Below are 13,764 nucleotides of genomic sequence, written 5' to 3' on the forward strand. Positions count from 1 at the left end.
CCTGTTTTAAGATTCTAATATCTCTAGTTGTGCAATGATCTGATCTTCTGTTACCGGATATGGTACATCATTCACTATAGATTGGTATATAGCCTCAAACAGGCCCATATAATTTCCATCTTCAGAATCTACATAGTTTACCTGCGGATTGCTCTGCTCGTCCATAGTGGTTAAGCGGCCTTTGCTTTCCTGGGCTTCTATGCCAAAAACAGGATTGTTGATTTTCATGCCATTCAATAATTGCTCTTCCTGAACATCAGAACGGCCTTTTATAAAAGAACCTTTTGAGCCATGTAATACAAAGGCTTTCTGAGGATCTGCTACCAATAAGCTAGAAGTTAAAAATACGTTAAGATCATTTGGATATGCTAAATGAATCATAAAGTAATCGTCTACTTTCGTGTGTTCACGGTGCTTGCCCAGTACCTTATAAAAAGACCGCGGTTTACCAAATAGGCTGATGGCTTGGTCCAGCAAATGCGGACCCAAATCGTACATTAAGCCACTTGCCTCTTGCGGTTCTTCTTTAAATGTTTTGGCCCCTATTGCTCTTCTATAACGGTCGTAACGGTAATGAACTTCGCTAATTTTACCCAGCTGTCCGCTCTCTACTACCTTTTGTATAGAGGTACAGTCGCTGTCCCATCTCCGGTTGTGGTAAATGAATATTTTTTTACCCAAACTTCTGGCCAGTTCAAACAGTTCCCTGGCTTCCGCTGATGTAGGCGTAAAGGGTTTTTCTACCAGTACGTGTTTTCCGGCCTGCAGACTACGGCGAGTGTAATCTACGTGTGTAAAATTAGGTGTGTTTACAATAACCAGCTCAATTTCCTGATCTGCAAGGATATCTTCAAAAGTATCGTAACTTTTTACTCCAGGGTAGTCTTGTACTGCTTTTTTCTGATTACGCTCAAGAATCGCATGAAATTTAAAACCGGGATGCCCATCAATAAATGGAGCATGAAATACTTTTCCAGACATACCATAGGCCAGTAAGCCTGTTACAATTGCTTTTTCCATAGGGATAAAATTAACAATTAGGTTTCAATTGCCGTTCATTTATTATCATAAAGCTGTGTGCCTAATTGTATCTTTGTAGTATGAAGCCTGCAGAGATACACGCAAAATGGAAAATTTTGCAACAAAAAATAGCCGAAGAGTTTGATTCTGATGTTCCGGATCTAAAGGTAATCCTGTTTTTAATAGGCGTACAGGAATTGGGTAAAGGCCCGGGTAAATACAGTAAGCGTCAAAAGGAAGAGTTGATGCATATAGCAACATGCCGATTGCTGAGCGAAATGGGATTTTATGAACTGGAAGGTCTTGACCAGGATGGCTGGCCACATTGGAGACTGCTAAAACCTGTACCTTCATTTGCCATGATGGAGCAGGAGCTATTGCTTAAATCACTGGCGATACATTATTTTGATGATATCTATGGCGACTAAATGAACAGCAGCAAATAATAAATCTTAAAAAGCCCGAAGTACATTGTACTTCGGGCTCATTTATTATAGGTAGATGTAGATATTCGCTTATTTTCCTTGTTGCTGAGCTTCTTTTTTAAGCTGATCGTTTGCAACAATAACAACTTCAACCCTACGGTTAGCTGCTCTTCCATCGTCAGTAGCGTTGTCAGCAATCGGCTCAGAAAAACCTTTACCTAGCGTGATTAAACGTGCTGAAGAAACGCCCTGAGAAACTGCATACGCTTTTACGGCTGCCGCTCTTCTTTCAGATAGTCCCATATTATATGTTTCGCTGCCTTTATTGTCGGTATGACCAATAATCTTGATGTCAGTTCCCGGATACTGGCTTAATGAGCCAGCCAACGATTTTACATTTTCTTTTGCCTGTGCAGTAAGGTCTGATTTGTCAAATCCAAAAAGGATTCCACTATCAAACTTTACGATGATACCTTCTCCTTCTCTGATAACTTCTGCATTAGGGATTGCATTTTGAATCTCTGCAGCTTGCTTATCCATTCTTTTACCTATAAAACCACCAGCTGTACCACCTACTGCAGCACCGATAATAGCTCCTACAGCAGTATTACCTGCTTTTTTGCCAATTATTGCACCGATCACGCCACCCGTTGCAGCACCGATACCTGCGCCTTTTTGGGTTTTTGTTAAACTATCACAACCTTGAAAAGCCATTGCTCCAATGGATAAGGCGATACTGAATGTTGCTATTTTAAATTTTGAAGTAATCATAATATTATCATTTGTTTTATAAAGGGCACTAATCAAACCTAATGCCAGTTTTAATGGGTGTGTTCTAAAATCGGCTTTAACATTGATTTTTAATCACATATATTGAAAAGGGCAACTATAACATCAATGAAAATGTTACAGCGACCCAAATACAGTACAATGATCATTCTGAAAAGTATTCCTCCAGTTCTTTTAATGAATTTTCATCTTTCATGAAATCCTTAATCACCAATCCCTTTTCCAGCAATATGATCCTGTCACATACATCTGTAACATGATTGAGGTCGTGGCTTGAAATAAAAGTTGTGAGGCGTCTTTCACTTTTTAAAGACCGGAGAATGGTTTTTAGCCTGATCTGGGTAGTAGGGTCCAGGTTGGCAAAGGGCTCGTCCAACACCAGAAACTCCGGATTTTGCATCAGTGCAGCAGCAATGCCAACTTTGTTTTGATTGCCCTTACTAAAATCACGGATGTATTTACCGCTGTTAATGATCTCGCCGTTAAAAAACTCCGTATACCTCGACAGATACGCAGAAACATCAGCCTGGCTTAAGTTGTGGAGGCTGCCGATAAAGATGAAGTACTCTTCTGGTGTAAGATAATCTATCAGAAATCCTTCATCCAAAAAGGAAGCGGTATAATCTTTCCAGGCGTCTGTCTGCATTACATTTTCTCCCTTGGATAATACTGAACCCTCTGAAGGGCGTATCAGGTCTAAAAGCATCCGGAAAAATGTAGTTTTACCGGCGCCATTATTTCCTACAAGGCCTACTGTTTCGCCTTCAGCGATTTGCAGGTATTCTATGTTTACAACGGTTTTATCGCCGTAAACTTTCTTTAAATTTTTAATCTCTAAAATCATAACTATTCTCTAAAGCCTTCGGCTATCTTATATCGTTGCTGTTCAAACTTTTTTGTAATGAAATCTACCCAAAAACCACGCATAAGTAACATGATCATGCCAAAAGCAGAAAGTACAACCAATCCTAAGTAAGGTTTATCAAGCATACCAAATGGCAGGTAGACTAAAAAAGGAACTAGTACGTACGGCAACATAAGGAGCCATTGAGTAGCGCCAGTACCCTGAAAATTGAAGCTGGCAGATTTGGTCATATCCAGTCTTTTATAATTCATTGTGGCTAGGTATAGGACCGTTACGGTGCCAAAACCTATGTTGTACAGATATGCGGCAAGATGGAGTAAAAGCAACTTAGGGCTTAAAAAACCATAAAAACTTGCCAATAATGTAATGATTGTAGCCGCTATGGTAAAAAGAAGGAACTTGGCCTTGATAAAGTCTTTAAAGTTGATCTTGTTGCTAAGCAACCCATCAAAATGAGCGCTTTGCCACGCAAACATAAATTGACCGTACATGATGATAGATATGCCTGTCATAAAAATGGCGGCAAACATCATCTTTCCAAACTCATCGGCAGCAATGATTTTCTCTTTATAGAAAATAAGGCCGTAAATAAGGAAGAAAAAACTCATGGTAATGGAATAGCGCGACCGTTTATGTCTGAGTATCAGCTTCAGTTCCAGTGCAGCTAATTCGCCTACCCTGCCAAACTGGTTTAAGAACGCATAATCTGTGCTTGCTTTTTTCTCCTGTTTGGTACTTAGCTCTTCTACATAAAGATTTTTTCGCAGGTATTCCGAATTTATCCAGAACATCAGCCCTGCCACTAATGTAAAAAACAAGCCATAGTAGGGATGAGCCGCGACGGCGCTAAATACAAAATGCGATCCAGTCATAATAGAAATCACCTTATAGTATTCGAGTGCAGCAAAGCCGGCAATTACTGCCAGGCCTATTACTGTATAGAGTATATTGGTAATAGACTTTCTTTTTATATATAGAACGGTATAGTTGTTAAATACCATAATGGAAAGAATGGATATGATATACATGAGCATCGCAAACACACCATAAGCTTCTGCAATCCGGATAATGCAAAAGGGCAGGAAGATAAATAGCGGCAATAAGTTAAAGGCTGAAAACAGTGCTTTTACATTTATAAAACTGATTATCTTCTGCTTTGGGATCTTAAGGTGCAGATAAGGGATGATGCTCAAAGTGGGCAATTCCTGAAGTTGTAAACGCAATAGAAAGTCAAATGCAAAATAGTATAGAATGATGCCGTCAAACATTTTTAGCGGATCCTGACCTTTAAATACTTTTGGGAGTAAATAAGGCATGCCAAATCCGACAATCAATGCTATAGCCACGAAGTATAGGATAAAAAAGCCCATTACAATTTGTGTAGCAATGCTTCCGCCTTTGTTGCGCGAACGCCAGAATGATTTTCTTTGGTGACTTAAAAAAGTACTCAGCATATTAGTAATTATATTTATTCTTCCAGTTGTATTTTAATTTCTCTCTTAACTTCTCTTCTGCAGGATTGCTCCCGGGGTCGTACAGTTTAGTCCCGCTTAGCTCGTCCGGAAAATATTCCTGAGGAGAAAAATTGCCCTCGTATCCATGACTATACTGATAGTCCTTTCCGTAACCTATGTTCTTCATGAGCTTGGTCGGTGCATTTCTTATATGTAGTGGGACTGGCAAATTGCCCGTTTGTTTCACCAATGCCTGAGCTTTATTTATTGCTTCGTATGAGGCATTACTTTTTGCCGAGCTGGCAAGGTAAGTGACACACTGAGATAAGATAATTCTTGACTCCGGAAATCCGATCACATTTACTGCGGTAAAGCAATTATTAGCCAATAGTAACGCATTGGGATTGGCATTTCCGATGTCTTCGGAGGATAAGATCAGCAACCTGCGCGCAATAAACAATGGATCTTCGCCGCCTTCTATCATCCTGGCCAGCCAGTAGACAGCAGCATTCGGATCGCTGCCCCGTATGGATTTAATAAAAGCAGAAATAATGTCGTAATGCTGTTCTCCTGCTTTGTCATACAGTGCCAGGTTTTGCTGGGCATGAGCCAGTACATTCTCATTTGTGAGCACCACTTTATCTCCTCCCACACCATTTACAGCAATCTCCAGGACATTAAGCAATTTCCTCGCATCACCGCCAGACAATCTGATCAGCGCTTCATGCTCCTTTATAGTGACCTTTTTTTCTTTTAAAATTACATCCTGTACGATCGCAGTCTGGAGCAATCCAGATAGCTCATCTTCCTCCAAGGATTTTAAAATGTATACCTGACATCTGGAGAGCAAAGCTGATATGACTTCAAAGGAAGGGTTTTCGGTAGTTGCACCAATAAGGGTAACCAGTCCACGTTCTACGGCGCCCAATAGGCTGTCCTGTTGTGACTTACTGAATCTATGAATCTCATCGATAAATAGGATGGGAAGACCCAGCAGACTGTTTTTTAACTGAGCCGCTTTGTCTATCACTTCCCTGATATCCTTAACGCCTGAATTGATGGCACTCAGATTAAAGAAAGGCCTGTCAAGTGTTTGTGAAATGATATAAGCTAATGTCGTCTTCCCAACTCCCGGCGGACCCCAAAAGATCATGGAGGGAATTTGTCCGCTTTGAATAGCTTTGCGCAATACTGCATCTGGACCTACTATATGCCGCTGACCCACATACTCATCCAGACTTTGTGGACGCATCCGTTCAGCTAAAGGAGGTAGGTTTTGCATGAAAGTAAATATAAAGAATATTTATTCAGTCAGGGGCTTACTGCCTGCAGATTTAGGTTTTTTATTCCAGAATTTTTTCTTAGGCTTGCTGTTGTTCGCTGATCTTGGAACTGGCTTGCCGGGAGCAGTTGCTTCCGTAGTAAGTGGTTGACTAAAACGTTCCGGGAGTGGCATCCGCTCAATCTTTTTCTCAATCAGTTTCTCAATGTTGTCCAGCTTGCGCTTATCCTTAGCATTCACGAGCGTGATCGCTGTACCTTTGGTAGCAGCCCTTGCTGTACGCCCAATACGGTGTACATAATCTTCTGCATCATGGGGAGCATCAAAATTTACCACAAGATCTATTCCTTCCACATCTATGCCACGGCTTAATACATCCGTTCCTATAAGGATAGGTAATTGCTTGTTTTTAAACTTCAACAAAATGCTTTCCCTTTCTTTCTGGTCCAGATCTGAATGAAATGCTTCTGCTTTGAGCCCAAGGTTTCTAAAAACTTTGCCCAGGTTCTTCACCTTGTCTTTTGTAGAAGCAAACACAATGATGCTTTTGAAATCGCCTGTTTTTAATATCTCTGTCAATAGCGGAACCTTATGCTCATCATGAATCAGGTAGATTTGCTGAGAAATGCCTTCTGCCGGTTTAGATATAGCCAGACTGATCTGCTCCGGGTGCTGCAGTAAAGTAGCTGCAAGCTTTCTGATCTTTGGCGGCATAGTAGCCGAAAACATTACCGTTTGTCTTTTTTGCGGCAGAAAGCTTACAATGCGCATGATGTCATCATAGAATCCCATGTCCAGCATCCTGTCAGCCTCATCCAGCACCAGGTGCTGAAGCTGGTCCAGCTTCAAAAGTCCTGATGAAAGGTGAGAGATCAAACGGCCGGGAGTAGCGATGATGATGTCAACACCCTCACGCATAGAACGTTTTTGCTGCTCATAGGCTATGCCATCTCCTCCTCCGTATACAGTCAACGAACTGATGTTGGTGAAATAAGAAAGCGCCTCTACCTGCAGGTCTATTTGCTGTGCAAGTTCCCGCGTCGGGGCCAGGATCAGCGTATTGTTATGTCTGTTTTCTGTTGCCGCTATCATATTCATGATCGGCAATAGATATGCGCCGGTTTTACCGGTGCCAGTTTGCGCACATGCTATCAGGTCTTTTTTGTCAAGAATGAGTGGGATAGCTTGTTGTTGAACAGGGGTGGCATTGCGAAAACCCATTGCCATTAAACCCTCAAACAGTTCAGGGTTAAAATTAAAATCTTTAAAATCCAATCTACTTTTTATATTAATCGTACTATGCGATAAAAGTAACCTTTTTATTTGGTTTTATTTCTATCAACATAACCAAACACTTTTTGAAGCAGTGTAGTTGTTCTGGCACCCAGGTTGTCCCTGATCAGGAGTTCCTGCTGAGCCACCTGGATAAACATCCCATCTATTGCTTTTTGAGCTACATAATTGGAGAGGTCTGTTGATACCGGCTTCACCAAAGGGATCTTATTGTATTGATTCGCCGCGTCGCCCCAGTACTTAGTAGCTCCTACCTTACTCAGGCTATTTGAGATCACAGGTCTAAACTTCTCTATAAGCTGTGCAGTGGTTACCCTTTTAAAATATTCTGTTGCTGCGTCTTTATTTCCGAAAAGTATATTTGTAGCATCGGCAATGGTCATTTGCTTAATGGCCGAAAGGAAAATTGGCTTTGCCTCCTTTGCCGCGTCTTCAGCAGCACGATTGATGCTCAGGATCACATTGTCTGCCAGAGAGCCTAAGCCGATAGTCCGCAATGTTTTCTCCACTTTTTGCGCCTCCGGCGGGAAAAATATCTTAACGGCCAGGTTTCCTAAAAAGCCATCTTTTGCCGACAACTGATCTGCACCTCTTGAAGTTCCTAATTCCAGCGCCTGTTTTATACCCAGACCCATTTCTAATGCGGTAGGATTTCCACCCGCCGGTAGCTGCTTTATAATGTTTCCCAGCTGTGACTGAGTTTGTACATCACAACTGTTGAACGATATTGATATAATTGCAAGAAAGTAAATAAAATTAATTTTTTTCATTTAATGGGATCTTTTCATTCATGCCCAGCAAATCTTTGGCCAGTAATTTTGCAGACTTCGCTAATTTAACGAATTCGGCACGATATCCCTCATCATCTTTTCCGGTGGCTTTTTGCGCAGTACTGATTACATTGTCAAAACTTGCGTTTTGTTTGTATGCAGATTGCCTCAGCAGCATCCCAAATTCTGCAACAGCAGCGCTGAACCTGAAGTTGTCACTGGTGTTGCCAAACGGAACGGCAGTGTCAATTACTGCCTGCGTTATTAGTTTGCTTACATTTTCATCTGGCTTTTTGTACCTAAGCTTTACCGTCATCAGCTCTTTGCTGTTTTTCAGCAAAACAGCAGGTTTTGAATCAACCTGATATTTAAGCTCATCTACACTTCCGGCAAAAGTGCTTTTTACACCCACCGGAATTATTTCGTACAAAGCGGTTACGGTATGTCCAGCGCCAAGTTCACCTGCATCTTTCTGGTCATTGTTGAAATCTTTGGCCGTTAACACGCGGTTTTCGTATCCTATCAGTCGGTAGGCTTGGGTTTTTGCCGGATTAAATTCTACCTGTAGCTTCACATCCTTTGCTATTGTAAATAGCGTTCCGCCAAACTCATTGATCAGTATTTTTCTCGCTTCACTGATATTGTCAATATATGCATAGTTTCCATTGCCTTTATTGGCAAGGGTCTCCATTTTGCTGTCTTTATAATTTCCCATTCCAAAGCCCAGAGCAGTTAAGAATATTCCGCTTTTTCTTTTCTGTTCTATTAAGGTTTGCATGTCTTTGTCGCTTGAAATTCCGACATTAAAATCACCATCTGTAGCCAGAATTACCCTGTTATTTCCGTCTTTGATGAAATTTTCAGCGGCTACTTTATACGCCAGTTCAATACCTTGGCCTCCTGCAGTTGATCCACCCGCACTTAATTTGTTCAATGCTTCTTTTATCCGGATCTTTTGATCTCCCGGGGTAGAGGGTAGTACCAGACCTGCCTGTCCTGCATAGACCACAATAGCCACTTTATCTGCCGGTCTCAACTGCTCAGTGAGCAGCTTAAATGAAGATACCAGCAAGGGAAGTTTATTGGCCTGATTCATGGATCCCGATACATCTATTAGAAATACCAGATTGGACGCAGGCAGTTTGTCCGTAGGGATTTTTCTGCCTTGCAGCCCAATCTTTACCAGTTTATGGTTGGTATTCCATGGAGCGCTTGAAATTTCTGTAGTGATACTTATGGGCTCTTTCCCTGTAGGCTGGGCATATTTGTAATCAAAGTAATTGATCATTTCTTCAATCCTCACGGCATCCGCAGGTGGTAAGTTCCCATTGTTGATAAATCTGCGTACGTTGCTGTATGATGCGGCATCAACGTCGATAGAGAACGTAGACAGTGGATTTTTTAATGAAGTTTTAAATGTGTTTTCTTCAATAGAAGAATAAGCCTCGCTAGAAGGTTCAGTTCCGGAGGAAGGAAAACCTGTAGAATTTTGAATGTTCAACCCTGCTACCTTTCCCTGCAACAACTGTCCGACATTTGACACAGGAGCATCAGCTACCTCTTTGCCGGTGACAATAAATGAACTCCCGGTAGTTACTTCTCTTGTTCTTTTCTGATAACCACGGATCACTACTTCGTCCATTGTGCTCTTGTCTTCTTCCATTTGAATGTTCATCACGGAAGAAGTTATCTTTACCCTTACAGTCTTATAACTCACGTAAGAGAAAATAAGTTCCTGGGCATCGTTACCTACTTTTACACTGTACTTGCCTTTTGCGTCCGTAGTGCTCAACCCATTTGGTTTATTGTCCTTTTTAACAACATAGATATTCGCTCCCGGGATCGGAGCGCCGGAGACTTTATCAGTGACAATTCCTGAAATGGATCTTTCCCGGTTATTTGAGGTTCTGAAACCTGAGGACAGAATAGCTACAAATAGTAGTAACAATAATTTTTTCATCTCTATGTAATTTGTTAACAGGATGTACACTTTGTAGAATTTCCATAACAGTGTCAAAAAATATTTTTATACTTGGATAATAATGTCTCAAAAGCACCCTTGAAGTTTATAAAGAATAATACCCGTATTGACGAGCAGGACGATGCCAGCCTGATCAGCCGCTACAAATCAAGTGGTAGTCTGGAGGTATTGGGTACGCTTTATAATAAATACATGCACCTGGTATTTGGGGTATGTCTTAACTACCTGAAGGATGAAGAACAGAGCAAGGATGCGGTGATGCAGATCTTTGAAGAGCTTGTTGTAAAGTTGAAAGTTCACGAAGTCCAGAATTTTAAAAGCTGGCTGCATGTACTTGCCCGCAACCACTGTTTGATGGCGATCCGCAAAAATTCGCGACATGAAACGGTTTCAATAGAAGATACTTTTGTGGAAAACACAGAATTTGTGCATCTTGATGTAGATGATACAAAGGAGAATAAACTCACCGTTATGGAAAAGTGCATGGAGACACTACCTGAGGAGCAACGGATCAGCGTAGATTTGTTTTATTTGCAGGAAAAGTGCTATAAGGAAGTGGCAAATATCACAGGTTATGATATGTTGAAGGTAAAGAGCTACATACAGAACGGAAAGAGGAACTTAAAAATTTGTATAGAGAAGAACAGTGGTGAATAAGGATTGGTTAGATATAGACGTATTAGAAGATTACCTTGATGGTAAGCTGGATGCCAAGTCGATGAACCGGGTGGAACGCGCTGCCTTGGAAGATCCTTTTGTTGCCGAAGCCCTTGCCGGCCTGAGTATGTCTCCCAAACGTTCATTAGCCTCTTTGTCTTTACTTCAAAAGCAGCTTCAGCAACGTGTTACTGAACAGCAGTATGTCAAAAAGAAGACTGTAATTACCTGGCAAAGACTAAGTATCGCCGCTACGGCAGCGGTATTATTCATCTCGATAGGCATTATATTCTGGATGAAGCAGGTCAATTATCAGCAGACCGGGGACAATCAGTCTAAAAAGGTGGATGTAGTGATTGCACCCAAGGTCAAAGCAACAGAACCTGTAAAACCTGTGCCCGAGTTAATCCCTCCGATGGCCTCAGATGAGGTCGCGATGAATACCAAAGCCAAAACCAGGACAATGAAAGCAAGGGTAAACGAGCCTTCAGCATTATCAGAACAGAAAGCCGTATTAATGGAGGTAGCCGTTTCTGCCAGCCCTTATTCCTCATCCCTTGTTATTGGTAATTCAATTAGAGGAAAGGTTACAGATGAAACTACAGGGGAACCAATTGTAGGGGCTAATATCTATAAGATGAATGCTGATGGAACTTACAGGGGAATTGGCGCTACGGATCAGGCGGGTGAATTTAACATTAAGGTAGATAGTTTGACGAAAGAACAGGAGATAATTGTAAGTTATGTATCCTATACAACAAAAAGAATAACTGTAAAGCCGAACGAACTTCTGGCAGTCGCGTTGCATGAAGACAAGAGCACTATGGACGAAGTAGTGATCCGCGGTTATCAGAAAAGAACAAGAGAAGTAACTACCGGCAGTTCATTTATTGTCTCCGGCAAAAAGGTAGCTGATGTTCCTGTGTCAAATGTCGAACAGTTGTTGCAGGGAAAGGTAGCGGGGCTGAATATTCAAAATAACGTCAATGCCGAACCAACCATTGGCTGGGAGAAATACAGGGAATATCTGATCAAAGAAAATCGTTTCAATAAGGAAACAAAACCTGAGCAAACCGCTGAATATCTTTTTGTCATCAAGAAAGGAAGACCCGTAAATATTAGTGTCGCGAAAGGCATTTCAAAAAAATACGACAAAGAGGCCATTCGTTTAATAAAGAAAGGGTCGGACTGGAAATTATCCGATCCGACCCTTTCTGAAGTAAGTGTCGTGCTAAAATTCTAAAGAAATAAACTAAGAATAGCGTAGATAATTGCTGCGAGTGCTGCTGAGACGGGGATGGTGAGCACCCATGCCCATATCAGTTTAACTGTTACGCCCCATTTTACTGCTGAAGTCCCTTTAGTCAGACCGGAGCCGATAATGGATCCGGTAATGGTATGTGTAGTACTTACCGGAATTCTCAGATGCTCTGTAAAATACAAGGTCAAAGCACCAGCTGTTTCAGCAGTTACGCCTTCAAACGGAGTTACTTTCGTGATTTTAGATCCCATGGTTTTCACGATTTTCCAGCCACCGCTTAATGTACCAATGGCAATTGCACTATAACAGGCCAAAGGAATCCATGTAGGCATGTGTTCCGGAGTTTCATTGCCAAACGCGTCTTTTGAGGGTAGTACTACCCGCAGCCATTCCGGCATGTCGGCCAGGTTGGCTCCCGATTGGTGAATATACACCACTACCGCTGCTGCGATAATACCCATCACTTTCTGAGAATCGTTCCCTCCATGACCAAGGCTAAAGGCGGCGGATGATAGCAGCTGCATTTTCTTCAACCATTTAGTAGATTGATGATGGCTGAGATAGCTAAATATCAAACAAAATGAGCTGATAGAAAGTATAATGAAGGCTATTAAAAACCACTTGATGTTATGAGATTCAAATGCGACGCTCCAGAAATGAGAATCAAAACGGGGTTTGTGTATCTTTTCGTAAGGAATCATTTGTAAATACACAAAAACGATGGTGGCAATCATCAAAGTCAGCGTGAATATTTTAGGCCCAATACTTTTTCTTGAGGAATGCAATAACCAAATAGAAATGCAATAAGATACGATTGCACCGATCAGCGGAGCCAATACAATGAAGCCGATAATGACTAAAACGCCGCTTGGCAGTTCCCCTGCTTTACCTTCTTTATACCAGTTTACCACATCCAGGCCAGCATGTGCAATTGCCGCACCTGCAAAACCGCCGATGAGTGTATGGGAAGAACTGGAAGGAATGCCGAACCACCAGGTCAGTAGGTTCCAGATGATTGCAGCGATTACCCCCGCCAATATTACAACCAGGTTGATTTCCATCGTATTGGCTGTTTTTGCTACGGTATCAGCCACACCAAAACCAAATACCCAGTACGCCAAGAAGTTGAAAAACGCCGCCCATATTACTGCCTGAAACGGAGACAGTACTTTTGTAGCCACTACGGTTGCAATTGCATTAGCCGCATCGTGAAAACCATTGATATAATCAAATACGAGCGCTAAAGCTATAATTGTAAGAAGTAAGGTCATAATAAATCTTATGCGTTTTTAACCAAGATGGACTCCAGTACATTTGCCGCATCTTCACATTTATCAGTAGCCATTTCTAACGTCTGCAATACTTCTTTCTGTCTGATTAGCTCAATGGCGTTGGTTTCAAATTCAAACAGGCGGGCAATAGCTAGATTGCACACATAGTCGGCCTGATTCTCACCACTGTTGATTTTAATGCAAGCATCTGCAATCACCCTGATGTTTTTAAAACTTCTCAATTCCTTGATGGCTTTTTCAAGATCTGAGCACATTTCTACAAGGATCTCAGCAAGTTTGATCATCGCATCACCTATTTGGGTAATATTATAAAGCTCAATATTACTTGCCGATGCATGTATGTAATCTGCGATGTCATCTACAGCACTTGCAAGCGCGTGGATATCTTCTCTATCAAAAGGAGTGATGAAGTTCTTACTAAGTTCGAGGAAAATTGAATGGGTGATATCGTCACCTACATGCTCCAGGCGTTCGATTTCTTTCGTGTATTCTTTTCTTTTCTCAAGGTCGGTTGTTGATAAAGCAAGCAGCAGAACTTCTGAGATTTCCTTTACATTGCTTCCTGCCTGTTCGAACAAGGGTTGAAATTTTTTGTCCTGAGGAGTGAAGAACTTAAAAATACTATTCATCTTATTGATCTATGTAATATGATACAAAAGTATGAGTGTAATGTTA

13 protein-coding genes are annotated in these 13,764 nt (G+C 41.4%); 3 read left to right on the top strand and 10 right to left on the bottom strand.

All coding sequences use genetic code 11. The features are described 5' to 3' along the window. Nucleotides 1-6 precede the first annotated feature (6 nt). On the bottom strand, nucleotides 7-1,020 hold the full coding sequence (locus EZ437_RS05030; protein ID WP_131593854.1) for a Gfo/Idh/MocA family oxidoreductase: 1,014 nt from the start codon (nucleotides 1,018-1,020) through the stop codon (nucleotides 7-9). Between the two features lie 80 nt (nucleotides 1,021-1,100). On the opposite strand from EZ437_RS05030, the gene EZ437_RS05035 reads away from it, so the two are divergent. Beyond that, complete coding sequence (locus tag EZ437_RS05035; protein WP_131593856.1) at nucleotides 1,101-1,448, top strand: hypothetical protein; 348 nt, start codon at nucleotides 1,101-1,103, stop codon at nucleotides 1,446-1,448. Between the two features lie 87 nt (nucleotides 1,449-1,535). Here the strand turns inward: EZ437_RS05035 and EZ437_RS05040 are convergent, their stop codons facing one another. The 7 genes from EZ437_RS05040 to EZ437_RS05070 all read right to left on the bottom strand — a co-directional run bounded on the left by EZ437_RS05040 (nucleotide 1,536) and on the right by EZ437_RS05070 (nucleotide 9,858). Then, a complete protein-coding gene (locus EZ437_RS05040; protein WP_131593858.1) occupies nucleotides 1,536-2,216 on the bottom strand; it encodes an OmpA family protein in 681 nt (226 codons plus the stop codon). Nucleotides 2,217-2,379: 163 nt separating this feature from the next. Then, nucleotides 2,380-3,078, bottom strand: a complete 699-nt coding sequence (locus EZ437_RS05045; protein ID WP_131593860.1) for an ABC transporter ATP-binding protein — start codon at nucleotides 3,076-3,078, stop codon at nucleotides 2,380-2,382. Nucleotides 3,079-3,080: 2 nt separating this feature from the next. Then, nucleotides 3,081-4,553: a DUF5687 family protein gene (locus EZ437_RS05050; protein WP_131593862.1), complete on the bottom strand. Its 1,473-nt coding sequence runs from the start codon at nucleotides 4,551-4,553 to the stop codon at nucleotides 3,081-3,083. 1 nt (nucleotide 4,554) lies between these two features. Continuing rightward, complete coding sequence (locus EZ437_RS05055) at nucleotides 4,555-5,835, bottom strand: replication-associated recombination protein A (RefSeq protein ID WP_131593864.1); 1,281 nt, start codon at nucleotides 5,833-5,835, stop codon at nucleotides 4,555-4,557. Nucleotides 5,836-5,856: 21 nt separating this feature from the next. Continuing rightward, nucleotides 5,857-7,110, bottom strand: a complete 1,254-nt coding sequence (locus EZ437_RS05060; RefSeq protein ID WP_205942642.1) for a DEAD/DEAH box helicase — start codon at nucleotides 7,108-7,110, stop codon at nucleotides 5,857-5,859. 44 nt (nucleotides 7,111-7,154) lie between these two features. Then, nucleotides 7,155-7,898 (bottom strand): DUF4197 domain-containing protein, encoded by a 744-nt coding sequence (locus tag EZ437_RS05065; protein WP_131593866.1) that lies wholly within the window; start codon nucleotides 7,896-7,898, stop codon nucleotides 7,155-7,157. Continuing rightward, nucleotides 7,885-9,858, bottom strand: coding sequence for a vWA domain-containing protein (locus EZ437_RS05070; RefSeq protein WP_131593868.1), 1,974 nt, complete (start codon nucleotides 9,856-9,858; stop codon nucleotides 7,885-7,887). Before EZ437_RS05070 ends, EZ437_RS05065 begins: the two co-directional genes overlap by 14 nt. 99 nt (nucleotides 9,859-9,957) lie before the next feature. On the opposite strand from EZ437_RS05070, the gene EZ437_RS05075 reads away from it, so the two are divergent. Both EZ437_RS05075 and EZ437_RS05080 read left to right on the top strand, forming a co-directional pair. Further along, nucleotides 9,958-10,536, top strand: coding sequence for an RNA polymerase sigma factor (locus EZ437_RS05075; RefSeq protein ID WP_131595173.1), 579 nt, complete (start codon nucleotides 9,958-9,960; stop codon nucleotides 10,534-10,536). Then, nucleotides 10,529-11,779, top strand: a complete 1,251-nt coding sequence (locus tag EZ437_RS05080; protein WP_131593870.1) for a carboxypeptidase-like regulatory domain-containing protein — start codon at nucleotides 10,529-10,531, stop codon at nucleotides 11,777-11,779. Before EZ437_RS05075 ends, EZ437_RS05080 begins: the two co-directional genes overlap by 8 nt. Here the strand turns inward: EZ437_RS05080 and EZ437_RS05085 are convergent. Together EZ437_RS05085 and EZ437_RS05090 are read right to left on the bottom strand one after the other, a co-directional pair. Continuing rightward, the gene (locus EZ437_RS05085; RefSeq protein ID WP_131593872.1) at nucleotides 11,776-13,068 is read right to left on the bottom strand and encodes an inorganic phosphate transporter; all 1,293 of its coding nucleotides are present in this window, start codon (nucleotides 13,066-13,068) and stop codon (nucleotides 11,776-11,778) included. The two genes, EZ437_RS05080 and EZ437_RS05085, sit on opposite strands and share 4 nt — an antisense overlap. Before the next feature lie 8 nt (nucleotides 13,069-13,076). After that, nucleotides 13,077-13,718: a DUF47 domain-containing protein gene (locus tag EZ437_RS05090; RefSeq protein ID WP_131593874.1), complete on the bottom strand. Its 642-nt coding sequence runs from the start codon at nucleotides 13,716-13,718 to the stop codon at nucleotides 13,077-13,079. Between the last annotated feature and the right edge of the window lie 46 nt (nucleotides 13,719-13,764).

Source organism: Pedobacter psychroterrae, assembly GCF_004331695.1.
Taxonomy (GTDB): Bacteria; Bacteroidota; Bacteroidia; order Sphingobacteriales; family Sphingobacteriaceae; genus Pedobacter; species Pedobacter psychroterrae.

Coding starts and splice junctions, on each gene's coding strand:
- EZ437_RS05030 (WP_131593854.1), bottom strand. CDS start 1,020: ATGGAAAAAGCAATTGTAACAGGCTTACTGGCCTATGGTATGTCTGGA.
- EZ437_RS05035 (WP_131593856.1), top strand. CDS start 1,101: ATGAAGCCTGCAGAGATACACGCAAAATGGAAAATTTTGCAACAAAAA.
- EZ437_RS05040 (WP_131593858.1), bottom strand. CDS start 2,216: ATGATTACTTCAAAATTTAAAATAGCAACATTCAGTATCGCCTTATCC.
- EZ437_RS05045 (WP_131593860.1), bottom strand. CDS start 3,078: ATGATTTTAGAGATTAAAAATTTAAAGAAAGTTTACGGCGATAAAACC.
- EZ437_RS05050 (WP_131593862.1), bottom strand. CDS start 4,553: ATGCTGAGTACTTTTTTAAGTCACCAAAGAAAATCATTCTGGCGTTCG.
- EZ437_RS05055 (WP_131593864.1), bottom strand. CDS start 5,835: ATGCAAAACCTACCTCCTTTAGCTGAACGGATGCGTCCACAAAGTCTG.
- EZ437_RS05065 (WP_131593866.1), bottom strand. CDS start 7,898: ATGAAAAAAATTAATTTTATTTACTTTCTTGCAATTATATCAATATCG.
- EZ437_RS05070 (WP_131593868.1), bottom strand. CDS start 9,858: ATGAAAAAATTATTGTTACTACTATTTGTAGCTATTCTGTCCTCAGGT.
- EZ437_RS05085 (WP_131593872.1), bottom strand. CDS start 13,068: ATGACCTTACTTCTTACAATTATAGCTTTAGCGCTCGTATTTGATTAT.
- EZ437_RS05090 (WP_131593874.1), bottom strand. CDS start 13,718: ATGAATAGTATTTTTAAGTTCTTCACTCCTCAGGACAAAAAATTTCAA.